The 20,793-nt window shown below is 62.1% G+C and carries 20 protein-coding genes; 11 read left to right on the forward strand and 9 right to left on the reverse strand.

The genetic code is table 11. The features are described 5' to 3' along the window. Positions 1–108 precede the first annotated feature (108 nt). Complete coding sequence (locus DYZ14_RS24605) at positions 109–492, reverse strand: helix-turn-helix domain-containing protein (RefSeq protein ID WP_332308685.1); 384 nt, start codon at positions 490–492, stop codon at positions 109–111. Between DYZ14_RS24605 and DYZ14_RS17670 the strand changes: the two genes are divergently transcribed. Continuing rightward, positions 491–1,381, forward strand: coding sequence for a LysR family transcriptional regulator (locus DYZ14_RS17670; protein ID WP_154721961.1), 891 nt, complete (start codon positions 491–493; stop codon positions 1,379–1,381). The two genes, DYZ14_RS24605 and DYZ14_RS17670, sit on opposite strands and share 2 nt — an antisense overlap. 241 nt (positions 1,382–1,622) lie before the next feature. On the opposite strand, the gene DYZ14_RS17680 is transcribed toward DYZ14_RS17670, so the two are convergent. Both DYZ14_RS17680 and DYZ14_RS17685 read right to left on the reverse strand, forming a co-directional pair. Next, the gene (locus tag DYZ14_RS17680) at positions 1,623–3,044 is read right to left on the reverse strand and encodes an FAD-dependent oxidoreductase (RefSeq protein WP_154721914.1); all 1,422 of its coding nucleotides are present in this window, start codon (positions 3,042–3,044) and stop codon (positions 1,623–1,625) included. A 51-nt stretch (positions 3,045–3,095) separates the two neighbouring features. Then, the gene (locus DYZ14_RS17685; protein WP_154721915.1) at positions 3,096–3,416 is read right to left on the reverse strand and encodes an ArsR/SmtB family transcription factor; all 321 of its coding nucleotides are present in this window, start codon (positions 3,414–3,416) and stop codon (positions 3,096–3,098) included. A 402-nt stretch (positions 3,417–3,818) separates the two neighbouring features. Here DYZ14_RS17685 and DYZ14_RS17690 point away from each other — a divergent pair, with 402 nt between their 5' ends. The 7 genes from DYZ14_RS17690 (at position 3,819) to DYZ14_RS17720 (ending at position 11,256) form a co-directional block, all read left to right on the forward strand. Continuing rightward, positions 3,819–5,447, forward strand: a complete 1,629-nt coding sequence (locus DYZ14_RS17690; RefSeq protein ID WP_154721916.1) for a TIGR04028 family ABC transporter substrate-binding protein — start codon at positions 3,819–3,821, stop codon at positions 5,445–5,447. Between the two features lie 63 nt (positions 5,448–5,510). Beyond that, positions 5,511–6,455 (forward strand): ABC transporter permease, encoded by a 945-nt coding sequence (locus tag DYZ14_RS17695; RefSeq protein ID WP_154721917.1) that lies wholly within the window; start codon positions 5,511–5,513, stop codon positions 6,453–6,455. Continuing rightward, a complete protein-coding gene (locus DYZ14_RS17700) occupies positions 6,452–7,339 on the forward strand; it encodes an ABC transporter permease (protein WP_154721918.1) in 888 nt (295 codons plus the stop codon). Before DYZ14_RS17695 ends, DYZ14_RS17700 begins: the two co-directional genes overlap by 4 nt. Beyond that, on the forward strand, positions 7,336–8,979 hold the full coding sequence (locus DYZ14_RS17705; RefSeq protein WP_154721919.1) for a dipeptide ABC transporter ATP-binding protein: 1,644 nt from the start codon (positions 7,336–7,338) through the stop codon (positions 8,977–8,979). Before DYZ14_RS17700 ends, DYZ14_RS17705 begins: the two co-directional genes overlap by 4 nt. A gap of 5 nt (positions 8,980–8,984) precedes the next feature. Continuing rightward, positions 8,985–10,022: a putative FMN-dependent luciferase-like monooxygenase gene (locus DYZ14_RS17710; RefSeq protein WP_154721920.1), complete on the forward strand. Its 1,038-nt coding sequence runs from the start codon at positions 8,985–8,987 to the stop codon at positions 10,020–10,022. Positions 10,023–10,040: 18 nt separating this feature from the next. Beyond that, positions 10,041–10,640, forward strand: a complete 600-nt coding sequence (locus DYZ14_RS17715) for a CMD domain protein (protein WP_154721921.1) — start codon at positions 10,041–10,043, stop codon at positions 10,638–10,640. A 13-nt stretch (positions 10,641–10,653) separates the two neighbouring features. Further along, positions 10,654–11,256: an alkylhydroperoxidase domain protein gene (locus DYZ14_RS17720; protein WP_154721922.1), complete on the forward strand. Its 603-nt coding sequence runs from the start codon at positions 10,654–10,656 to the stop codon at positions 11,254–11,256. 133 nt (positions 11,257–11,389) lie between these two features. Here the strand turns inward: DYZ14_RS17720 and DYZ14_RS17725 are convergent, their stop codons facing one another. Genes DYZ14_RS17725 through DYZ14_RS17735 form a run of 3 tightly spaced genes read right to left on the reverse strand, consistent with a single transcriptional unit; the run spans position 11,390 to position 14,658 of the window. Continuing rightward, positions 11,390–12,466, reverse strand: coding sequence for an amino acid ABC transporter permease (locus DYZ14_RS17725; RefSeq protein ID WP_154721923.1), 1,077 nt, complete (start codon positions 12,464–12,466; stop codon positions 11,390–11,392). Beyond that, complete coding sequence (locus tag DYZ14_RS17730) at positions 12,463–13,653, reverse strand: amino acid ABC transporter permease (protein WP_154721924.1); 1,191 nt, start codon at positions 13,651–13,653, stop codon at positions 12,463–12,465. Before DYZ14_RS17730 ends, DYZ14_RS17725 begins: the two co-directional genes overlap by 4 nt. A gap of 18 nt (positions 13,654–13,671) precedes the next feature. After that, positions 13,672–14,658, reverse strand: coding sequence for an amino acid ABC transporter substrate-binding protein (locus DYZ14_RS17735; RefSeq protein ID WP_232363977.1), 987 nt, complete (start codon positions 14,656–14,658; stop codon positions 13,672–13,674). A gap of 463 nt (positions 14,659–15,121) precedes the next feature. On the opposite strand from DYZ14_RS17735, the gene DYZ14_RS17740 reads away from it, so the two are divergent. Together DYZ14_RS17740 and DYZ14_RS17745 are read left to right on the forward strand one after the other, a co-directional pair. Next, positions 15,122–15,754 (forward strand): RBBP9/YdeN family alpha/beta hydrolase, encoded by a 633-nt coding sequence (locus DYZ14_RS17740; RefSeq protein ID WP_232365579.1) that lies wholly within the window; start codon positions 15,122–15,124, stop codon positions 15,752–15,754. A gap of 55 nt (positions 15,755–15,809) precedes the next feature. Then, a complete protein-coding gene (locus tag DYZ14_RS17745) occupies positions 15,810–16,010 on the forward strand; it encodes a hypothetical protein (RefSeq protein WP_154721926.1) in 201 nt (66 codons plus the stop codon). 236 nt (positions 16,011–16,246) lie between these two features. Here DYZ14_RS17745 and DYZ14_RS17750 read toward each other — a convergent pair whose 3' ends face one another. The 3 genes from DYZ14_RS17750 to tauA all read right to left on the reverse strand — a co-directional run bounded on the left by DYZ14_RS17750 (position 16,247) and on the right by tauA (position 18,970). After that, entirely contained in the window at positions 16,247–17,080 is an 834-nt protein-coding gene (locus tag DYZ14_RS17750) for an ABC transporter permease subunit (protein WP_154721927.1), read from the reverse strand. After that, positions 17,077–17,883 (reverse strand): taurine ABC transporter ATP-binding protein, encoded by an 807-nt coding sequence (locus tag DYZ14_RS17755; RefSeq protein ID WP_154721928.1) that lies wholly within the window; start codon positions 17,881–17,883, stop codon positions 17,077–17,079. Before DYZ14_RS17755 ends, DYZ14_RS17750 begins: the two co-directional genes overlap by 4 nt. 76 nt (positions 17,884–17,959) lie before the next feature. Beyond that, complete coding sequence (gene tauA / locus DYZ14_RS17760; protein ID WP_154721929.1) at positions 17,960–18,970, reverse strand: taurine ABC transporter substrate-binding protein; 1,011 nt, start codon at positions 18,968–18,970, stop codon at positions 17,960–17,962. A 345-nt stretch (positions 18,971–19,315) separates the two neighbouring features. Between tauA and DYZ14_RS17765 the strand changes: the two genes are divergently transcribed. Next, a complete protein-coding gene (locus tag DYZ14_RS17765) occupies positions 19,316–20,755 on the forward strand; it encodes an FAD/NAD(P)-binding protein (RefSeq protein ID WP_154721930.1) in 1,440 nt (479 codons plus the stop codon). The last annotated feature ends 38 nt before the right edge of the window (positions 20,756–20,793 follow it).

Consider the following 20,793-nt stretch of genomic DNA (forward strand, 5'->3'; position numbering starts at 1 on the left):
CGGTGAATGTGGGCATTGTAAATGGCGGTTGTCCGGCGCCATCGTGGCTAGCTGTTAGCTTGTTAAGCGTTTCGCCAAGCGCCGTGCGCGATCGATGGCGGTTCAAACTTAGTCGCCGCTCTCAGCCTGACGAATAAGTTCATGGGGATCGGCGCCTATTGCTCGGCTGACCTTTATGAATTCTGCTACATCCAGTCTTCGTTCGCCGAGTTCGAACTTTGAGACAAAAGTCTGGCGAGAACCGATTCGTCTTCCAACCTCTTCCTGTGTGAGTTTCGCAGACTTACGCGCATCCACGAGCGCGTCAATTAGCCGACCGTAAAGCAGCGCGTGAAATGAGGGCATTGGGATAGCCAGATCTGTTGAGTTGGCCGTCAACTTGAACCCTCTTTCAGAGTACTCCAAAATCGGGTATGTTCGTGCCATTGTCGCAGCAGCGAGCCGCGTGCCGGATCTGTGGGGCAAGGTGAACGTGGTGGGACTACTTGTCATGGAAATCCGCCAGCTTTCCTATTTCGTGGCCGTTGCCGAGGAGCTGCACTTTGGGCGTGCCGCCATGCGGGTCAACATCGCCCAGCCGGCGCTCAGCACCCAGGTGCAGGCGCTGGAGAAGTCTCTGGGGGTGCAGCTGCTGTTGCGCTCGACGCGGCGGGTGGAACTGACCCGGGCAGGGGAGGTGTTCTACGATCGCTGTGTCAGGATGCTAAGCGATCTGGAGCTCTCGGCCGAGATGGCCCGCTCGGTTGCCGGCAAGACGGTGCGTGAGATCCGGATCGGCACGATCTATCCGGCGACCACCGGCGTGCTGCCGGCGTTCCTGTCGCGTATCGGTCGGAAATATCCCGACATCCGCCTGCATGTCTCCAATGGCTCGACCAGCGACATCATCCGCCAGCTGGAATGTGGCCGCATCAACCTCGGCTTCATCCGGCCAGTTGAGAATATAGGTTCGCTGCGCTTCTTCTCCATTGCCCATGAGCGCTATCTGCTGGCGGTGGGGCGGGACAATCCGCTGGCCGGTCTTGAGGAAGTTTCCGTTTCCGATCTGCGGGATCAGAAGATCATCGGCTTCAGGCGGCAGAACCTCTCCTACACGGAGCGGTACTTCGCCGAGAAGTTTGAAGAGCATGATCTGGCCGGCAATGTCGCCTACACCTGCGACGACACCTTTGCGCTGATCTCGCTGGTGTCCGCCGGTCTCGGTGTCGGCTTTGCGCCGGAATGGACAGCCGAGCTTCCCGATCGCGACATCGTGCTGAAGAAGGTGCGGGGCATTGATTTCCGGATCGGGCTTGGGGTTGCCTGGAACAAGGAGGACCCGACGGCGGCGCGTGACGACATCATTGACATCGCACGATCGCTTGCGCGACCGGGGCGGTGAGGGAAGGGCGGCCCCTCCTATGGTCCCGCGCCGGGACCAGTCGATTCCGCTTCCCGTCCAGGCTTCGGCGCAAACAGGCCGCGACCATGAGAACTGCCGATAGCAATCCGAACAACCGGAATGGAGAACTCCCGCGCCATATCCGGCGCGAGAATACTGAACGAGTAGTAGAGCGAGCCGTAGCCGATGATCTGCGTCGCCCCGAGCGCCCAGATGAGGCGCGCGGGCGCTGTCCGGCCATTCATTCGGCGGCTGCCGTTTCGCTCTGCGTCGGTGCGGTAGAGCCGCAACCGCAACCGGACTTGCCCGCTTCCTTGACCTCGACGTCGGGGACACAGCAGGCGTCGACCTTTGCCGGGGCAGGGCCGCCACAGCACCCCCCGGCGGATGGTGCCGCCGAAGGCGACGACGACACGTTGCAGACGCCGGTCTCCGGCAGGACGAGGTGAACTTCCCGCGCGGCCTTGTGGTCGCCGGCAAGTTCCGCCACGACCGATCTCACCTGTTCATAGCCGGTCGCCATGAGGAATGTCGGTGCCCGTCCGTAGGATTTTCCGCCGACAATGAAGAAGCCCGGCTCAGGCTGGGTCAGTTCGACCACACCATGCGGAGGGACTGTGCCGCAGGAGTGTAAATTGGGGTCGATCATCGGTGCGAGCTTGCGAGGGGCTTCCACCGCTGGATCAAGGTCAACCCTGATTTCCCTCAGCATGTCGAGATCGGGGCGGAGACCGGTCGCGACGATTATCCTGTCAACGGCGATTTGTTCAGGCTGGCCGTCAACCAAGGCTTCGACATGCAGTCCGTCGCCCGCGGTCTGGATTGACTGGGCGGAGAACGGCGCCAGCAGCCTGACGCGCCCGTTTTCGATTGCCGCCTTGGCCGCCAGGCCCAGATCGCCACGCGCCGGCAGCTGGTCGTTCAGGCCGCCGCCAAGCAGTCGCTCGATGCGGTTTCGCCTGAGTGCCCAGAGCACTTTCGTGGCCGGAGCGGTTGCCTGCAGATCAAGGAGAGAGAGCACGGCATTGATTGCGGAATGTCCACTCCCGACCACAAGGACGCAGCGACCGGCATAGTCTGCCTTGTCTCGTCCGGTGACATCGGGGATGCCGTAGGCGATCTTGTCGGAGGCGCTTTTCTCGCCGATTACCGGCAGCCCGTCGACGCCCATTGGGCTTGGCCGGCTCCATGTACCGGAAGCATCAAGGACTGCGCGAACGATTACGGATCTCTCCGTACCCGTTTTGTCGGTGTATCTCATCTGGAAGGGAGCCGCGTCGCGCTCTTGGCTGGCCACCTTGTCGAGCCCCTGGCGGGTGATCGCGCTGACCTTCGCGTCGAACAGGATGTTCTTCGCAATCTCCGGAACGCGGGCCAGCGGTTCCAGGTATTGCTCGACGATCTCGGTACCGGTCGGAAGGGCATCGTCGTCTGGTGCGTTCCATCCGGTGGAACGGAGCAGTTCGGCGGCGGCCGCCTCAACGACATAGCGCCACGGCGAAAAGACGCGCACATGCCCCCATGCCCGCAGCGAGGTTCCGGCTGACGGGCCGCTCTCGAGGATCAACGGCTTCAGGCCGCGGCGAACGAGCTGGGCTGCCGCCGCAAGACCGACAGGTCCTGCACCGATGATGGCGACGGGTAGGTTCTTGATCGCTTCCATCCATTTTTTCCTTCTGTATTTCTAGCAAGATCGAAATAAAACGGCAAAAAATCAGGCTTTGGCCGCCTCCCGGACATCCTCGCAGGCGCCGTCAGCGCAGCATTCATCCGAGAGGTAGCCGATGAGAGCGGACATCGCCTTGTAGTTCGCCCTGCAGACCAGCGTCGTTCCAATCCGTTCCTGGGTCATGAGCCCTGCCTCGATCAGGTTCCTGCAGTGATGCGAGAGCGTCGAGCCGGGAATGTCGAGTTTCTGCTGAAGGCCACCCACGGGAAGGCCATCGTAACCCGCGCGCACGAGCATGCGGTAGATGCGCAGCCGCGTCGGGTTGCCCAACGATTCCATCTGTGATGATGCTAATTCGAGTTTCATGGAAATATGCTTAGTCTGCCGCATCACGCCTGTCAATTACTATTTCGAAATTCGTCGAAATAACCTTTGACAGGCACCGGCGTTCCAGCCCTACTGACCATTGTCAGGGCCTTGTTGCCCAGCCCTTTTTCGGGGAAACGCGTCCCATCTTCCCCTTCTTCTCGGGAGGCCTGCAAACGGCTCGTATGCAGTTGAGCCACAGCCCGCCGTCATTTGGAGAACTGCCTGAGTGACCTAAATCGGTTCGCGTGGGGCAGAGGCAATTTTTCCGCGCGGTGTGGGCAGCCTAGCACATTTATACAAAGTCTGTTTTCATTATAGTATATGGATTTAGTATACTACATTGATCCAGAGAGGAAAGGGATTACCCTATTGGTCATCAAATGACTGGAAGGTTTTCCCATGACGGCATATCGACATCTCGCCCTGCTGAGCGTTGCGGCGTTTTCAATCGTTGGGGCGGTGGTTAGTGGCGCGCAGGCCGCAGACCCGATCAAGGGGGGCACCCTGATCTATCTGGAGCAACAGGCTCACACCAATCTCTATCCGCCGGCCGGCGGTTTCTACCCGAACGGCGGCATTCTCAACCAGATCACCGACAAGCTGACCTACCAGAATCCGAAGACGCTGGAGATCGAGCCGTGGATCGCGCAATCCTGGGAGATCAATGCCGAGGCGACCGAATATACGTTCAGACTGAAGCCGGGCGTCACCTTCTCCGACGGCACGCCGGTCGATGCGGCCGCCGTTGCCAAGAACTACGATACATTCGGCCTTGGCAACAAGGAGTTGAAACAACCGGTCTCCGAAGTGGTCAACAACTACGACCACAGCGAAGTCATCGATCCGCTGACGGTGAGATTCTATTTCAAGAAGCCGTCGCCGGGCTTCCTGCAGGGCACCTCAGTCATCGGCTCCGGTCTTGTCTCGTTGAAGACTCTGGAGCTGCCGTTCGAACAGCTCGGCGACGCGACCAAGATCATCGGTTCCGGCCCCTTCGTCGTCGAGAGCGAAACGCTCGGCAAGGAGCTGAGCCTCAAGGCACGCGACGATTACAACTGGGGTCCGGCCAAGCTTGAGCATCAGGGGCGCCCCTATCTCGACGGAATCAAGTACATCATCACCGGCGAAGACAGCGTGCGCATCGGAGCGCTTCTGGCGGGGCAGGCGGACTTCATCCGCCAGATCCAGGCCTATGACGAGCCGCAGGTCGAAGCCCAGGGCTTCAAGATCCATGCGCCGAGCACCCGTGGCATCAACAACAGTATTGTCTTCCGGCCGGACAATCCGCTGGTCGCCGATGTCCGGGTTCGTCAGGCTCTGCTGGCCGCGACGAACCGCCCGGAAATCGTTTCAACCCTTTTCTCTAAGAACTATCCGGTGGCAACCTCGATCATCGCCTCGACGGCGATCGGCTACGTCGATCAGTCTGCCAAGCTGGGCTTTGATCTGGAAAAAGCCAAGGCGCTGCTCGATGAAGCAGGCTTCAAGCCGGGCGCGGACGGGATCCGGGAAAAAGATGGCCAGAAGCTCGTTCTGACGGCCTATGAATCGCTGCCGCAGCCGCAGAACAAGGCGACGTTGCAGCTTGTCGCCCAGCAGTGGGGAAAGGTTGGGGTGACGCTCAACGTGCTCGCCGGTGATGCTGGCAGCAGGACTGTCGACGACCTCGATCCGCTGAAGACGCCAGTCTCGCCGGCCATGGTGGGCCGCGCCGATCCCGACGTCATCAAGAGTCAGTACTATCCGAAGAACCGCGACGTATTGCGCCAGAAGGGCGGAGCCAGCGACAAGATAAAGTCATTCGTCGACGACAAGCTGAATACGCTCCTTGAAGGCATCGCCTCCGAGCCGGATCGCGAAAAGCGATTGAAGACGGTTGCCGACACGCAGGCTTACGTCCTCGACCAAGCCTATGCGATCCCGATCTTCGAAGAGCCGCAGGCTTTTGCCGCTGCGCCTTATGTCGAAGGCGTTGCCTTCGAAGCTGTCGGACGTCCGAGCTTCTACAGCGTCTGGCTCAACAAGTAAGCAGTCCAAGGCGGCCGGCTTCGGCCGGCCGCCTTCTGCGTCCAGGAATCCGGGAGCTTGCTCATGCCCAAATATGTCATCCTGCGCATCGGTCAGGCCCTGATCGTGTTGTGGGCCGCCTTCACGCTGTCATTCATCCTGCTGCAGGCCATGCCCGGCGACGCGGTACTGATCAAGTTTCTCAATCCGGAATATGGCCTCAGTCCCGAGCAAATCGCTGAGATCCGCGCCTCCTATGCCATCGACAGCCCGATCGTGACGCAATACCTGCATACGCTTGCGAACTTCCTGCAGGGCGATTTCGGCTATTCGGTCCATGCGGGAGTGCCGGTCTCGGCCCAGCTTGCCGCCAATCTTCCGGAAACCTTGCAACTCAGCTTTTTCGGTTTTGTCGCGGCGTCGCTTCTCGCCGGCCTGATTGCCTTCGGCTCGAGCCTTTCGCCTTTCGCCTGGATTCGGAACCTCGTTCAGGCCCTGCCGTCGCTGTTCATCTCGATCCCTGTCTTCTGGCTCGGCATCATGCTGATCCAGATCTTCTCTTTCCGTTTGAAGCTTGTCTCGGTCATCAATCCAGGCCCCTGGGAAAGCCTTGTCCTGCCGGTGCTCACACTGGCCGTGCCGATTTCTGCACCGCTGGCGCAGATCCTCATTCGCAATCTCGATGAAGTCCAGACGCGACCATTCGTGTCGGTCGCCCGTGCCAAGGGAGCATCCCGCGGGCGAGTCCTTTGGCGCCATGTGGCCCGCAACGCCGTTCTGCCGGTCCTGACCATTGCCGGCGTGCTGTTCGGCGAACTGGTGGCCGGCGCTGTCGTCACGGAGACCGTCTTCGGGCTCAACGGCATTGGCGGGCTGACCGAGAAGGCGGTCGGCAATCAGGATCTCGCCGTGCTCCAGGCCATCGTGGTGATTTCCGCCACCGCTTTCGTGCTGATCAACCTCATCGTCGATCTTGCCTATCCTCTTCTCGATCCGCGCCTTCGCGCTAGGACAGGAGCCACGTCATGACCACGTTCGATACATCGGGCGCCGATTTCTCCGTGTCCGGCAGGACTGCGGTCGCTGTCGTTCGCAAGACCAGCATCCTTCGACGCTTCGGGCGTATCCAGCCCGGACTGGTCTTGTCGTGGCTTGTGTTGGCTACCGTCATTCTGTGGGCCGTCGCCCCGGGTCTCTTCTCCACCTACGACCCGTTGGAGGGCGTGCCCGGCGGACAGCTCAAGGGGCCCAGCGCGCTTCATCTGCTCGGCACGGATTCGCTTGGCCGTGATCTCTATGCCCGTATCGTATATGGCGCGGTCCATTCGCTCTCCGGCGCGCTCGCCGCGGTCGGCGTCGGCCTGTTCGTCGGCGCGACGCTCGGGCTTGCCGCCGGTTCCATCGGCGGGTGGATCGACGATACGATCATGCGCCTCGTCGATGTTCTCCTGTCGATCCCGACCCTGCTCCTGTCGCTCAGCATCATCATCCTGCTCGGCTTCGGCACGGTGAACGCGGCCATTGCGGTCGGCGCGACCGCGATTGCCGGCTTTGCCAGGCTGATGCGATCCGAGGTCGTCAGGGTCCGCCGTGCCGAATTCGTCGAAGCGGCTTTCGGTAGCGGAGGCACTTTCTTCAAGGTGCTGTGGCGCCATATCCTGCCCAATTCGCTGACTTCGGTCATAGCCTTCACTGCCCTGCAGTTCGGCTGGGCCATCCTGCAGATCTCCACTCTCGGCTTCCTGGGCTATGGCGCTCCGCCGCCGACGCCCGAATGGGGCCTGTTGATCGCCGAGGGCCGCAACTATATCGCGACCGCCTGGTGGCTGACCGCTATACCGGGGCTGGTGGTGGTCGCCGTCGTCCTGTCGGCCAATCGGGTAAGTCTGTCGATCGGCAGGAGGGGCGCATGAGCACCGACAACAGGCCGGTTCTCGAAGTCTCGGGCCTCAGCATTTCCTATGGCGACGATGAGACCTATACCCGCGTGGTCCATGACGTTTCGTTCACGGTGGAGCCCGGCGAGGTTGTGGCGCTGGTGGGTGAAAGCGGCTCGGGCAAGACATCGACGGCCCAGGCAGTGATCGGACTGCTTGCCGGCAATGGCCGGCTGGACAAGGGTTCGATCCGTCTGAACGGCACGGAAATCTCCGGATGGAGCCAGAAGCGGCTCGATGCGGTGCGCGGCGCGGCCATCAGCCTCATCCCGCAGGATCCGGCGAGTTCGCTCAATCCGGTGCTGACAATCGGCGCGCAGGTTCGCGAGATCCTCGAAATTCATGGCCGCGCCAAGGGGCGCGAAGCCGACCGAATGGTCGTCGAGCTGCTTGGCCATGTCGGCCTCTCGGATCCCGCGCTTCGGGCAAGGCAATATCCGCACGAGCTGTCCGGCGGCATGAAGCAACGCGTGCTGATCGCCATCGCCATTGCCCTCCAGCCGGCACTGATCATCGCCGACGAGCCGACCTCGGCTCTCGACGTGACCGTGCAGCGGCGGATCCTCGACCTGATCGATGATCTGCGTCGTGAATACGGAACTGCTGTCCTGCTTGTCACCCATGATCTCGGGGTTGCTGCCGACCGGTCAGACCGGTTGATCGTGCTACAGGGCGGGCGCATCCAGGAGCAGGGCCGAACCACCGACATTTTGGCTGCTCCGGAAAGTGCCTACACGCGCAAACTCCTTTCGGACGCGCCATCCCTGGCGCCGGCCGTGCCGCGCGCGCCGATACCAGAGGATGCCGACGATGTCGTCGTCGTCGACGGGCTCTGCCAGGATTTCAGTCTTGCAGGCCGGACTGCATTTCGTGCTGTCGATGGCGTGTCTTTCAAGGTCAAGCGGGGGAGCACCCACGCGATCGTGGGCGAGTCCGGCTCCGGAAAAACGACGACGATCCGTGCCATCGCAGGTTTCCACCGGCCGACCATTGGCCGTGTCGCAATCGGCGGCCTCGATCTAAACGATCTGCGCGGCGAGACGCTTCGCCAGTTTCGCCGGACGGTGCAGCTGGTCTACCAGAACCCCTATGGCTCCCTTGATCCGCGCCAGACGATCCTCTCCATTGTCGAAGAACCGCTGTTGAATTTTGCTGCAGTGCCGCGCGCGGAGCGAGTCGAGCGGGTCGCCGGAATCATCGATCGCGTCGGCCTGCCGCAATCCGTCCTCACGCGGCGCCCGCACGCCCTGTCCGGCGGGCAGCGGCAGCGAGTCGCCATTGCCCGGGCGCTGATCCTCGAACCGAAGGTGGTCGTGCTGGATGAGGCGGTCTCGGCGCTCGACGTCACCGTCCAGGCACAGATCCTCGAGCTTCTCGCCAAGCTCCAGAACGATTTCGGGCTGACTTATCTGTTCGTCTCGCACGATCTCGCGGTCGTGCGCCAGATCGCCGACACCGTTTCGGTGCTTCATGCCGGCAGACAGGTGGACCACGGCTCGGTTGAGGATGTCTTCACCCGACCGACCAGCGACTACACGCGCGAATTGCTCGCCGCCATTCCGGGGAAGAAGTTGGCGCGCCTTCAGGGCACCTTTTCCAAACACGCAGCAGGATGAAAATCATGACCAGCATAAAGGCAGACAAGCGGCTTGGCTTCTTCACGCGTCTTCTCGATCAAGTCGAGGCGGGGGACCGTTACCGGCTCGCCGCAGAGCAGATCGCCCATGCCGAATCCTTCGGCTTCGACAGCGCCTGGATCGCCCAGCATCACTTCCATGCGGATGAAGGTGGTTTGCCGGCTCCGGCCGTCTTCCTCGCCCATGTTACTGCGCGGACCTCGAAGATCCGCCTCGGCACCGGCGTCATTACCCTGCCGATGGAAAATGCCATCCGGGTTGCGGAAGATACCGCCGTTCTCGATCTGCTTTCCAATGGACGACTTGAGGTTGGCTTCGGCACCGGCGGTACGCGCGAGTCCTTCGAGGCTTTCGGCATCGACAGCGACAAGCGCGGCGAGGTTTATGGCGCCAACCTGAAGATTGTCCGCGATGCATGGGCCGGCCGCGATCTCGGCGCCGGGAACCAGCTCTATCCGGCGGCCCCCCATCTGCTCGACCGCGTCTGGCTCGCAACCTTCTCCACATCGGGAGCGAAACTCGCAGGCGAAACCGGTGACGGCCTCATGCTGTCGCGCACGCAGCCGCGCCCGGACGACAATCCCGACGCGACGCTGTGGGATCTGCAGAACCCGATCATCGATGCCTATCTGGCGGCACTTCCCGCCGGTCGTGCGCCACGCATCCTTGGTTCACGCAGCCTGTTCGTGGCCGACGACCGCAGGGAAGCGCTTCGACTGGCCGAGATCGGCCTGACGCGTGTCGCCGCGCGCTTTGCCGAAGCCGGCCATCGAATTCCCGGCAATTCGGTGAACGACCTGATCCGTGCGCTCGACAGCCATGTCGGCACGCCGGACGACGTGATCGCTTCGCTCAAGCAGGATACGGCGCTGGCCCGCTCCACCGACATCGTCTTCCAGGTACACTCGATCGACCCGCCGCATGAAGCGATCCTGCGTTCTATCGAGCTTGCCGCCACCGAGGTAGCCCCGGCGCTCGGCTGGCAGGGGCCATCAGCCGCCCGCCTTGCCGCCGCGCAGTAACCTTTGATTGGAAATCCCATGACCGAGACAAATATCGACATCATCGATCGACTGGCCGGTGCCAGCGAAGGCGCAAGGCTCGAACCGCTTCGTGCGCGTCGGCCTGTCACGAAGGCGCAGGCGCAGCAAAGCTATCTTGCGTTGTTCGAACCAACATCGGTTGCCGATGTCAGCCTCAGCGAGCGCCTTGCCGTGGCAACCTTCGTGGCGCTGCTGCATGGCGATGCCGTCGCGGCGGGTCACTATGGCGGTCTCCTCGCCGATGCGAAAAGCGGTCCCGCAATTGCGGTTGCCATTGACACTGCGGCCAAGGCTGCCACGGCCCGTGGTCCCTATGGCCACTTTCCGGCAGGCCCATTGAGTACTCAGGCGCAGGCAGGACCCGTCTATCAGGTGGCCGTTGCGGAGGCGGCCATCCTCGGGCCGCGGCTGGCCGCGGCCTTGGAACACACGCATCTTCTGGTCTTCCATCCGCGCGATTCCAGTCCTGAAGCGCTGCAGCGGCTGATCGATGCCGGCTGGAGCGCCAATGGTATCGTCACGCTCTCGCAACTTGTTTCCTTCCTGGCCTTCCAGCTTCGCGTCGTCAGCGGGCTAAGGGCTCTGGTTGCCGCCTGAAAAGGATCATCCAATGACTGACAAGATCATCGAACCGCCCGTTGTCGGCGCGCCTAACGTCTTTACGCAGGACAATATCGGCTGGACCCCTTGGCTGGAACCTTTGAAGGAAGCAGAGCTCACACCGCGCCATCGCGAAGCGTTGGTGGACGCAGCGCGACTCAGATCTGATTACTTCATGCTGCTTGCCCGCGATCCAGATATCCTTGAGGCACGCACGCTGACCGACAAGGATATCTTCTACAACACCGCGGACGGCCTACCACGCGCCGAGCGCGAGCTCGCTGCAACCGCTGCCTCGCGCTTCAACGGCTGCATTTTCTGCGCCTCCGTGCATTCCCGGTTCGCCTCGCATCACTCGAAACGGACAGAGGACGTCCAGCGGCTACTGGATGAGGGGGTGACTGCCGATCTCGGTGAGCGGTGGAACGCGATCGTCGCCGCCTCGGTGGCCTTGACCGCCACTCCCTCGTTCTTTGGCCAGGAGCATGTGGCGCGGCTGAAGAGTGCCGGACTTACGGAATACGAAATCTCCGACGTGATTCACGGGGCCGCGTTCTTCAACTGGGCGAACCGCCTGATGCTGTCGATCGGGGAGCCGCTGCCCGCCGCTTGAGATATGCCTCACTTTGGCATCATAAAACAGAAGGGGCGCCGCTTCCATCGCGGCGCCCCTTCTCTTTCTGCCGGGAATGTTCTGGGTTGTTCGGAGCCTGCTTCAGTCTGCCTGCAACACCTCAGTTATTGTCCTAGTGATTACCGCTTGCGCGTAGATGCCGTTCGAGCCACAGGCTGTAGCGCGAGGCGCTGAAGCTGATGGCGAAATAGATCGCGGCTGCTGGCACATAGGCTTCGGTGTAATAGCCCAGCCACTGCGGATCGGTCGCGGACGACTTTGCCGCGTTGAGCAGGTCGTGGATACCGATGACGGCGAGCAGGGATGTATTGAGCAGGATGCCGACCGAGAGGTTGACGATCGCCGGGATAACGGCGCGCAGGGCCTGCGGCATGATGATCAGTCGGACAGTTTGCCAGTAGGTAAGGCCAAGCGCCGATGCGGCATCGGTCTGGCCAGGCGATAGTGCCTGCAGGCCGGCGCGGATGACTTCAGCAAGATAGGCGGACGCAAAGAGCGTGATGCCGATCTGCGCGCGCAACAGCTTGTCCACCAGCGCACCTGACGGCAAAGCCATCGGCACGATCAGCATCGCTACGTAGAGCACAACGATCATCGGAACGCCCCGCAGGATCTCGATATAGGCGATGGCGAGCGCGCGCAGGATGCGCATGCGCGATTGCCGGGCAAGGGCCATGGCGACCGCCACGGGAAAAGCAAAGCCAAGGCCCGCAATCGACACGAAGACGGTGATCGGCAGTCCTCCCCATTGGTTCGTCGACACTTGCGGCGGCGCAATGATGCCGGATACCAGCAGGTATGCCGTGATCAGGGTAACGATCCACACGCCGATCAGATGGCCGCTCCAGAAGCGCGGCATGGCCGAGATTGCGAGGAGCGCGAGGACCGAGAGGGTGGCAAGCGCCGGCCGCCATTGTAGATCGGGGGGATAGAAGGCGAAGAGGATGAAGCGGAGCTTCACTCCGATGAAGGCCCAGCAGGCTCCCGCATCGCTGGCGGCGCAGTCGTCCGACGTTCCCCACCAGACGGCGTCCAGGACCGCCCATTTCAGCAGTGGAAACGCGATCCAGGAGATCACGGCCAGAACGGCAAGCGTGACGGCGGTATTGGTCGGATGGGAAAGGAGCGGCCGAAGGCGCATTGCCGCAAAACGGCGCGGTGCCGGCAAGGGCAGGGATATCAGGGTCATCGTGGATAGGCGCCTTTCAGCGCAATCTTGCGATTATATCGGTTCATGAGTGCCGAGACGGAGAGATTGACGGTGAGGTAGATTGTCATGATGATGGCAATCGCCTCGATCACCTGGCCGGTGGTGTTGGCCGTGGTATTGGCGACGCTGACGATGTCGGGAAAGCCGATCGCCACCGCGAGGCTGGAGTTTTTGGTCAGGTCGAGATAGCTCGAGGTCATCAGCGGCGTGATCACGCGAAGGGCCTGGGGTAGGACGACGAGCCGCATGATCTGGCCCGGTTTCAGGCCGAGCGCGCGGGCCGCTTCCCATTGTCCCATTTGCACCGACTGAATGCCGCTACGGACGATCTCCGAGATCATTGCCGAGGCGTTGATGGTGAGGCCGGTGAGAAGGGCCGCGAATTCGGGCGTCAGCGACCAGCCTCCGCGAATGTTGAAACCGCCTCGCGTCGGAACCTCGATCAACGGCGGATGGCCGAAGAGCGCCAGGAGGGCAAGCAGGAAACCGATTGAAACGGCCACCAACCCCACGCTCTTCGAGATATCGAGGCTCCTTCCCTTGAAGATCCGCCGCGCGGCAAGGGCCACTCCGCCGGCAAATGCGCACAGCACCGGGAGCCAGACGAAGACCGAGAAACCGGCGATGCTGACCGAGGGCACGAAAACCCCGCGATTGCTCAGGAAGGCGAGCTCAAGCACAGTCACGGCATTGCGCGGCGCCGGCAGGCTCTGGAAGATGCCCGTCCAGACAAACAGTTGCAGCAGCAATGGCGTACCGCGCAGGATTTCGACATAGCCGCGGATCAGCGCGGCGATCAGCCGGTTGCCGGCCAGACGGGCTATGCCGAGCGTAACACCGAGGATGGTTGCAAGGATGCAGCCGAAAAGCGCGACCTTGGCCGTATTGGCCAGGCCCGCCAGCAAGGCCCGGCCATAGCTGTCACCGGCCCGGTAAGCGATGACGCTTTCGCCGATCTCGAAATTGGCCTGCTGGGAAAGGAAGCCGAACCCCGGGGTGAGGCCGGCCCGGTTCATGCTTTCAAGCGTATTGGCACCGAAGAACCAGAAGGCAATCAGCACACCAAAGAGCAGGGCCGATTGCCTGACTGGCAGCGGGCCGATCCATTCGGATACCCGTATGAGCAAGCCGGGCCCTTTCGGACCCGGCAGGACTTTGATCGTCATGAGGTTTCCCCGGCGCGATCAACGGAAGGGCGGAGAATAGAGAAGACCACCATTCGTCCAGAGATTGTTGTAGCCACGCTCAAGATTGAGCGTCGTGCCTTTGCCGATGTTGCGGTCGAAGATTTCGCCGTAGTTGCCCACCGTCTTGATGATGGTGTAGGCGAATTTCGGATCGAGGCCGATCGCTTCGCCGAGCGACGGATCGACGCCAAGGAAGCGCTGGATCGCCGGGTCTTCGCTCTTCAGGAACTCGTCGACATTGGCCTTGGTGATGCCGAGTTCTTCAGCCTGGATCGTCGCGTAGACCGTCCAGTTGACGATTTCGAGCCACTGATCGTCACCGGCGCGGATCGCAGGAGCCAGCGGCTCCTTGGACAGGCGTTCGGGCAGAAGAACGTAGTCGTCCGGGTTCTTCAACTGGGTACGCTTGCCGGCCAGGTCGGTAGAGTCCTGGGTGAGTGCGTCGACGCGGCCCGATTCCAGGGCTTTGACGAACTCGCCGGTTTCCTCGATCGTCACGGGCGTGAATTTCTTGCCGGTCTTGCGGAAGAAGTCGGCGATGTTCAACTCGCCGGTCGTGCCGCTCTGGACGCCGATGGTGGCGCCATCGAGCTCGGTGCCCTTGGTGACGCCGAGATCCTTGCGAACCAGCAGCCCCTGGCCGTCATAGAAGATCACCGGGCCGAAATGGAAGCCCAGCTTAAAGGCGCGGGTGATCGTCTGCGTCACCCCCGACAGGAGGATGTCGTACTCGCCCGACTGCAGTGCCGGCAGGCGCTGCTGCGGCGAGGAGTTGGTGAACTCCACCTTCTCGGGGTCATTGAAAACGGTGATGGCCAGTGCGCGACCGTAGTCGACGAAGAATCCGTTCCAGCGACCATCGCTGCCGGGCGAGAAGAAGCCGGGGGTGGTGCCGACGCCGACCTTGATGAGTCCGCGTTCCTTGATCTTGTCCAGCGTCTCGCCGGCGTTGGCAATGCCGGCCGAGAGGGCCGTCGCGGCCATCAGGGAGATTGCGGCGAGGCGGTTTAGTTTCGAAAAGTTCGACATGAAATCTCCTGCTTGCGTGAAATTCGCATCGCTTGGGTTCGATGCGGAATTGCCACGATCATAAATCTAGTAATTTTATGTAATAGGTATTTTATTTTGTCGAATGCACAGATTTTGAACGCGTTGCCCAAATTCTGGTCTTGTGGAAGGCGCAGATTGCGCGACGCAGCAAAGGGTGTCTTGTGATGTCGAGGGTAATAGCGCTGCGAAGCACAATCTCATCGAAACGAGGCTGTTTGCAGAACCTATGGCGTGGCCAAGAACAAGTTCGGCCGTTGGCGAGGCAGGCGGTGCTGCCCTCGCACGCTCCAAGAAATTAATTCTACAAAATATATATAGAATAGGTGTCGCTTTCTTAGCGAAGTCCGCGCGTTGCGCCATAATGGCCCTCAGACATCACAAGTCGAGGATGGCAACGATGATGCGAATGCGCCCTGCTGACGATTCCAAGACGCTTATTCTTCCCGGACTGAACGGTTCTGGCGAAGGGCATTGGCAATGGCACTGGGCGCGCGACAAGGAGGATGCCGTCTTCGTCGAGCAGGACAACTGGACCTGTCCGGACCTTTCCGACTGGCGCAGCCGGCTCGAAGCGGTTCTTGAACGGTCGGGCGACGTGTGGCTCGTCGCTCATAGCCTCGGTTGTATCCTGACCGCCAACATCGCGAAAAGTCCGCTGGCCAACCGGATTCGCGGCGCGCTGCTCGTCGCCCCTTGCGACCTCGTCGCGACCGAAAAGCTCCACCCCTGCGTTCTCAACTTTGGTGATATGCCGCTTTCTCCGCTGCCCTTTCCAAGCCTCGTGGTCGCGAGCCTGGACGACCCCTACATGACCTTCAGCAAGGCCAAGACCGTTGCAAGCTCTTGGCAGAGCGCACTCATCGACATCGGCGAGGCCGGACACATCAACATCAAGAGCGGTTTCGGACGCTGGACGGGCGGCTACGAACTGCTTTCGCTTCTGAAAATCGCGGCCCGCCACCGCGTCGCGCAGGATCAAATTGTCAGCGACAATCGTTTCGCCGATGAGCGTGGCGTAGCGGCCCATTGAGAAGTTTCAGCTCCAACGCGAGCACGGCCTCGCAAAAACACAGGAGGAATGCGCAATGCCCCTTGGGATCAATGTCTTCTCCTTCAGCGTGTTCGGCGCGTCGCGCGGCGAGAAGGCCGGCTTGAGCGACGCCGAGCGGGATCGTGGTGCGGACCCGCGGCCCGCAACCGAAATCCAACAACACGACATTCGTGACAATGAAAAGCCATTGGAACATCAGGCGATTTTCCAATCGGGCTTCTTCCCGATCTATTGAGGGAGCGGGACCCATGTCCTACATCCCCTACAACTCCTCCCGCCGGTCAAGGACCGCAAATCCCGTCAGGCCAGATCTGCGCAAGGCACTTCCGGCCGGTGCGCTGATTGCCTCCTTCTTTTTCATTGCCGGCTTGCTCGTCTTTCTCTGACGGTGCCGAGCGGCAGTACGACAAACGAAAGGGCTCCCGACCGGAGCCCTTTCTCCATTCTTCCCCGCGGCTCAAGCGGCGGGTCTCATTTTTCCGCTGCCCACGGCACCAGCCAGCGTTCGAGCGCGCGAGCGGCCAGTTCCAGCAGGATGGCGATCAGGGCGATGACACCGATCCCGGCCAGCACGACGTCCGTCACCAAAAATTGCGCGGCCGACTGAATCATGAAGCCGAGCCCTCGCGTTGCCGCGACCAGTTCGGCGGCGACCAGTGTCGACCAGCCAGTGCCAAGCGCGATCCGGATGCCGGTAAGGATCGCGGGCAGGGCGGAGGGCAAGATCACATGCACCAGAAGTTGGCGTTCCGTTCCACCGAAGGAGCGGGCGGCATTGAGGTGATCCTTCGATACCGAGCGCACGCCGGCGGCCGTTGACAGAATGATCGCCGGCAGCATGGAAAGGGCGATCACGGTGATCTTCGAGGCTTCGCCGATGCCGACCCAGATGATGACGAGCGGCAGATAGGCAAGCGGCGGCAGCGGTCTCAGGAACTCGACGATCGGATCGAGAATACCGCGACCGATGCGGCTGGTGCCGATCGCCAGACCCGCCGGGACCCCGAGAAGGATCGAGACCAGCAGGCCGCCGAGAATGCGGCCGAGGCTGGCGACAACATGTTCGGCAAGGGTCGAATCGACGAAGCCGACGGTCAGCAGGCTCCATGCCGATTGGGCGACCAGGATCGGCGACGGGAGAAAGACCGGGGACACCAGCTCCAGGCGCGCTGCCAGCCACCAGATGGCGACGATGGCGGTCACCGTCAGGCCCGAATAGACGTAGAGCGGGACGACGGTCTTCCGTCTTGGCTGTTCGGAGGGCGTCTCTGACAAGAGCACGGGAGCTTCGCTGATGAGGGTCATGCTGCCACCTCGGTTTCGTCGGAGATCGAATGGATGAGATTGGTCAGCCCGTCATGCATGCGCTTGAAGAGCGGCGATGCCTTGATCTGGTTGACCGAGGCCCCGGCCAGCAGTTCGGCGGCGAAACCCGTCTCGATGTCAGCGGCCAGCCGGCCGGGATTGGGCGAGAGTACGATGACACGCGAGGCAAGCAACAGGGCCTCGTCTATGCTGTGGGTGATGAGCAGCGCACCGGCGCGGCTCTTAGACCAGACGTCGAGCAGGAAACCCTGCATCTTGGCCCGTGTCAGCGCATCGAGCGCGCCGAGAGGTTCGTCGAGCAGCAGGAAACGCGGATCGGAGGCCAGAGCTCGGGCAATCCCGACGCGCTGGCGCATGCCGCCGGAAAGCTCCGAGATGCGCCGGCGTCCCGCATCGGCGAGGCCGACAAGCTCGAGCAGTTCTTCGGCGCGGACACGACGGTCCTTTTCGCTCACGCCGCGCAGCTTGAGCGGGAAGGCAATATTATCGCGGGCGTCGAGCCAGGGGTATAGCGCATCGTCCTGGAAGACCACGGCGCGGTCGGAACCCGGCCCCGCGATCGTGGCTCCGTCCACGGCGATCCGGCCATTGGACGGTGTCAGGAAGCCGGCAGCGAGATTGAGGAGGCTGGTCTTGCCCGAGCCCGAGCGGCCGATGACGACGATAAACTCTCCGGTCTCGACGGAAAGGTTGATCCGCTCCAGAACCAGCGGCGGCTGGCCGGAGCCGGCTTGACGCGCCGGATAGCGCAGCGAGACGTCATGAAAGGACAATATGCTCATCGTCAAATCTCCTCTTGGATCTTGAACGGAAATGGCCCGGCCTTGCGAACCGGGCCACTTGCCAACGTCTGGCTCGTCAGAATGAAAGCTTGGACGCGTCGACGACCCAGCGCGACGAGACATAGGGTGCGTAGTCGGCGAGGACGGCCGGGATCTTGCCCTGTTCCTTCAGGAAGGCCGAGGTCTCCGCGACCGCCTTGATCGTGCCGCCGCCGAGAAGGTCGGGCTTGGCCTGTTCCTCCAGCGTCGGGAAGATGTAGCCCTTGAGGAGGGTCGGTACTTCGTCCTGCTTGGCGCCGGTCAGCCTGGCGATTTTCGCGGCCTCGGGGGAGGTCGGGCCCCAGGCTTCCGGGTCGGCGCGATAGGCCGCGGTCGCATCGCCGGTAACCCGTACAAAGGCTGCGACAATGTCAGGATGGGCTTCGGCAAACGTCTTGCTGACGATCCAGGCGTCGAAGGTCGGGCCACCCCAGTCGGCGACGTCCGCCGAGGTCGCAAGCACCGTGCCGGACTTCTTGAGCTCGGCCAGAACAGGATCCCAGACATAGGCGCCGTCAATGTCGCCGCGCGACCAGGCGGCGGCAATTTCCGGCGGGCGCAGATTGAGGATTTCGACCGATTTCGGATCGATGTTCCAGTGCTTCAGCGCTGTCAGCAGGCTGTAGTGCGCGGTCGAGACGAAGGGTGTGGCGATCTTCTTGCCGGCCAGATCTTCGGGCTTGGAAATGTCGCGCACGGCAAGGGCTTCCGCCTCGCTGATCAGACCGACGAGGGCGATGGTTTCGATCGGCAGGCCGCGGCTTGCGGCCGCGGCGAGCGGCGAGGAGCCGACATAGCCGATGTCGAGCGAACCGGATGCGATCGCAGCGATGACGTCGGCGCCGCCGTCGAATTTCTGCCAGTTGATCTTCGCTCCGGTCACCTTCTCATAGGTGCCGTCGGCCTGCGGCACGCGCGACGGCTCGACGATAGGCTGGTAGCCGATGTTGAGCGTGACGTCAGCGGCGAAAGCCGGTGCTCCCTGCAGGATGGTGAAAAGGGCGGTGGCGGCGACAAGGCCGGCCAAATCTCTGCGTTTCAGTGCCATGATGTTCCTCTCCTTGGCTGGTCGCGGATGCTCTGCATGCGATTGAGGAGATGATGATTTAATCCATCAAATTAGTAGAGATAAATTTCTCTCTTTTTCCGAGGCTTGCGGCCACGAATTTCCGCTTTGGCCAGATTTGCGAGTAGTTCGATCCGTCTCGACGACGGAAAGCGCCCGATGTCCCTGACATCAAGGCGTAGAGTGCGAGGGAAAATAATCTATAGTATTCTGAATCTATAGAAATAGATGCGTTCGCTTAGCGCTCCTATCTGGATAAGTTCGTCCCATTCACCCGAGGTCGGCTGTGCCTTCGCGTCCGTCCCTTTCCTCGTTGGAGAGATCGAAATGCCGCCCTACGTCCCCCTTCCCGTCGTCGCAATCATCGGCGGCGGTTTCACCGGAGCCGCTGTCTCCCTTCATCTGGCATCGCGAAATCGCGCGGGGCGCGAAGCGCGCATCGTCGTGTTCGAGCCGAGGGAAAAACTCGGCAAGGGCCTGGCCTACGATACCGACGAACCGGCGAACCGGATCAACGTGCCGGCTTCGAAGATGAGCCTCTTTCCCGACGATCCGGAGAGCTTTGCCCGGTGGATCGCCGAGACGGGCGCGTTGGCGGGTGATGGAACGGCCTTCGCCCCGGACGGCCAGCCCTTTCCGCGCCGCCATGTCTTTGGGGAATATGCCTTCGCAATGGTGGCGCCCTATCTTTCCAGCGGCGCGGTGGAACACCGGCGGACGCGCGTGACCGGACTGACGCGCTCCAAGGGGCGATGGCGCGTCAGCGCCGCCGACGGGGCGGATCTGGAGGCTGACCTCGTCGTGCTCGCCACCAGTCATCCTGAAACGGCGCCTCCGTGGGTGCTGTCCCCGCTTGCCGGAAGTCCGCACTACATCACCGATCCGACGGCGCCCGGCGCGCTGGATGCGATCGGCAGGAATGACCGGGTGTTGATCATCGGCAACGGGCTGACCTCGGCCGACGTCGTGGCGGCCCTATCCGAACGCGGTCATGTCGGACATATCGTTTCCATCTCCCGCCGCGGCCTTAGATCCCGCGGCCATCCTGCCGTGGCGCGCGAACCGTTTGGCGATTTCGTCACGCAGCCGGCCTTCACCGCATCGCAACTGCTATTCCGTATTCGGGGGGCACTGCGCGAAGCGCGATGCCTGGGTCTCGGTTGGCATCCGGTGCTTGACGCCGTTCGTGCCCAAGGCCAGCAGATCTGGCGGGCCCTCCCCGTGCAGGCGCGGCGCAGGTTGGCACGTCACGTGCGGCCCTATTGGGATGCCCACCGGTTCCGGATCGCACCTCAGCTCGAGCGCGTGCTGGATGATGCGATCCGTGCCGGCCGCCTGGAAGTCCTGGCCGCCTCTCTTGCTACCGCTTCAGTAGTCGGCACCGCTTTGAACGTCGGCGTGAAGCTCAGGGGAAGCGACGAAATACGCGAACTGACGGTGGATTCGGTCGTGGTGACGACGGGTCCTGCCCATGGGGGCATTCTCAAGTCGCAACCGTTTCTGACCGAGCTGGAGACGCAGGGCTATCTGGCGCTTTGCCCGACCGGGCTCGGGCTCTTGTGCGACGGCCGGTCCCGGACGCTTGGCGTCGACGGCAAGGTGGCACCTGGTCTCTTCATCGGCGGACCTCTGGCGCGCGGTACGTTCGGCGAACTGATGGGTTTGCCGCAGGTGACCGACCATGCCGTCTTCGTAGCCGACCAGTTGAGCACGGCACTTGAAACCCTGGGAGCCGATCGGCGGAAAGAACGTGAACTGGCCGGCTGATCGGGTCGCACTCGGAGACGCTCGAGCCTCATAGGAAA

Origin of the sequence: Ciceribacter sp. T2.26MG-112.2 (assembly GCF_900492205.1) — a bacterium.
Lineage (GTDB): Bacteria > Pseudomonadota > Alphaproteobacteria > Rhizobiales > Rhizobiaceae > Allorhizobium > Allorhizobium naphthalenivorans_A.

What these genes read in the sequence shown, in the direction of transcription:
- DYZ14_RS17670 (WP_154721961.1), top strand. Translation starts at nt 491, where the DNA reads ATGGAAATCCGCCAGCTTTCCTATTTCGTGGCCGTTGCCGAGGAGCTG.
- DYZ14_RS24605 (WP_332308685.1), bottom strand. Translation starts at nt 492, where the DNA reads ATGACAAGTAGTCCCACCACGTTCACCTTGCCCCACAGATCCGGCACG.
- DYZ14_RS17680 (WP_154721914.1), bottom strand. Translation starts at nt 3,044, where the DNA reads ATGGAAGCGATCAAGAACCTACCCGTCGCCATCATCGGTGCAGGACCT.
- DYZ14_RS17685 (WP_154721915.1), bottom strand. Translation starts at nt 3,416, where the DNA reads ATGAAACTCGAATTAGCATCATCACAGATGGAATCGTTGGGCAACCCG.
- DYZ14_RS17690 (WP_154721916.1), top strand. Translation starts at nt 3,819, where the DNA reads ATGACGGCATATCGACATCTCGCCCTGCTGAGCGTTGCGGCGTTTTCA.
- DYZ14_RS17695 (WP_154721917.1), top strand. Translation starts at nt 5,511, where the DNA reads ATGCCCAAATATGTCATCCTGCGCATCGGTCAGGCCCTGATCGTGTTG.
- DYZ14_RS17700 (WP_154721918.1), top strand. Translation starts at nt 6,452, where the DNA reads ATGACCACGTTCGATACATCGGGCGCCGATTTCTCCGTGTCCGGCAGG.
- DYZ14_RS17705 (WP_154721919.1), top strand. Translation starts at nt 7,336, where the DNA reads ATGAGCACCGACAACAGGCCGGTTCTCGAAGTCTCGGGCCTCAGCATT.
- DYZ14_RS17710 (WP_154721920.1), top strand. Translation starts at nt 8,985, where the DNA reads ATGACCAGCATAAAGGCAGACAAGCGGCTTGGCTTCTTCACGCGTCTT.
- DYZ14_RS17715 (WP_154721921.1), top strand. Translation starts at nt 10,041, where the DNA reads ATGACCGAGACAAATATCGACATCATCGATCGACTGGCCGGTGCCAGC.
- DYZ14_RS17720 (WP_154721922.1), top strand. Translation starts at nt 10,654, where the DNA reads ATGACTGACAAGATCATCGAACCGCCCGTTGTCGGCGCGCCTAACGTC.
- DYZ14_RS17725 (WP_154721923.1), bottom strand. Translation starts at nt 12,466, where the DNA reads ATGACCCTGATATCCCTGCCCTTGCCGGCACCGCGCCGTTTTGCGGCA.
- DYZ14_RS17730 (WP_154721924.1), bottom strand. Translation starts at nt 13,653, where the DNA reads ATGACGATCAAAGTCCTGCCGGGTCCGAAAGGGCCCGGCTTGCTCATA.
- DYZ14_RS17735 (WP_232363977.1), bottom strand. Translation starts at nt 14,658, where the DNA reads ATGGCCGCGACGGCCCTCTCGGCCGGCATTGCCAACGCCGGCGAGACG.
- DYZ14_RS17740 (WP_232365579.1), top strand. Translation starts at nt 15,122, where the DNA reads ATGATGCGAATGCGCCCTGCTGACGATTCCAAGACGCTTATTCTTCCC.
- DYZ14_RS17745 (WP_154721926.1), top strand. Translation starts at nt 15,810, where the DNA reads ATGCCCCTTGGGATCAATGTCTTCTCCTTCAGCGTGTTCGGCGCGTCG.
- DYZ14_RS17750 (WP_154721927.1), bottom strand. Translation starts at nt 17,080, where the DNA reads ATGACCCTCATCAGCGAAGCTCCCGTGCTCTTGTCAGAGACGCCCTCC.
- DYZ14_RS17755 (WP_154721928.1), bottom strand. Translation starts at nt 17,883, where the DNA reads ATGAGCATATTGTCCTTTCATGACGTCTCGCTGCGCTATCCGGCGCGT.
- tauA (WP_154721929.1), bottom strand. Translation starts at nt 18,970, where the DNA reads ATGGCACTGAAACGCAGAGATTTGGCCGGCCTTGTCGCCGCCACCGCC.
- DYZ14_RS17765 (WP_154721930.1), top strand. Translation starts at nt 19,316, where the DNA reads ATGCCGCCCTACGTCCCCCTTCCCGTCGTCGCAATCATCGGCGGCGGT.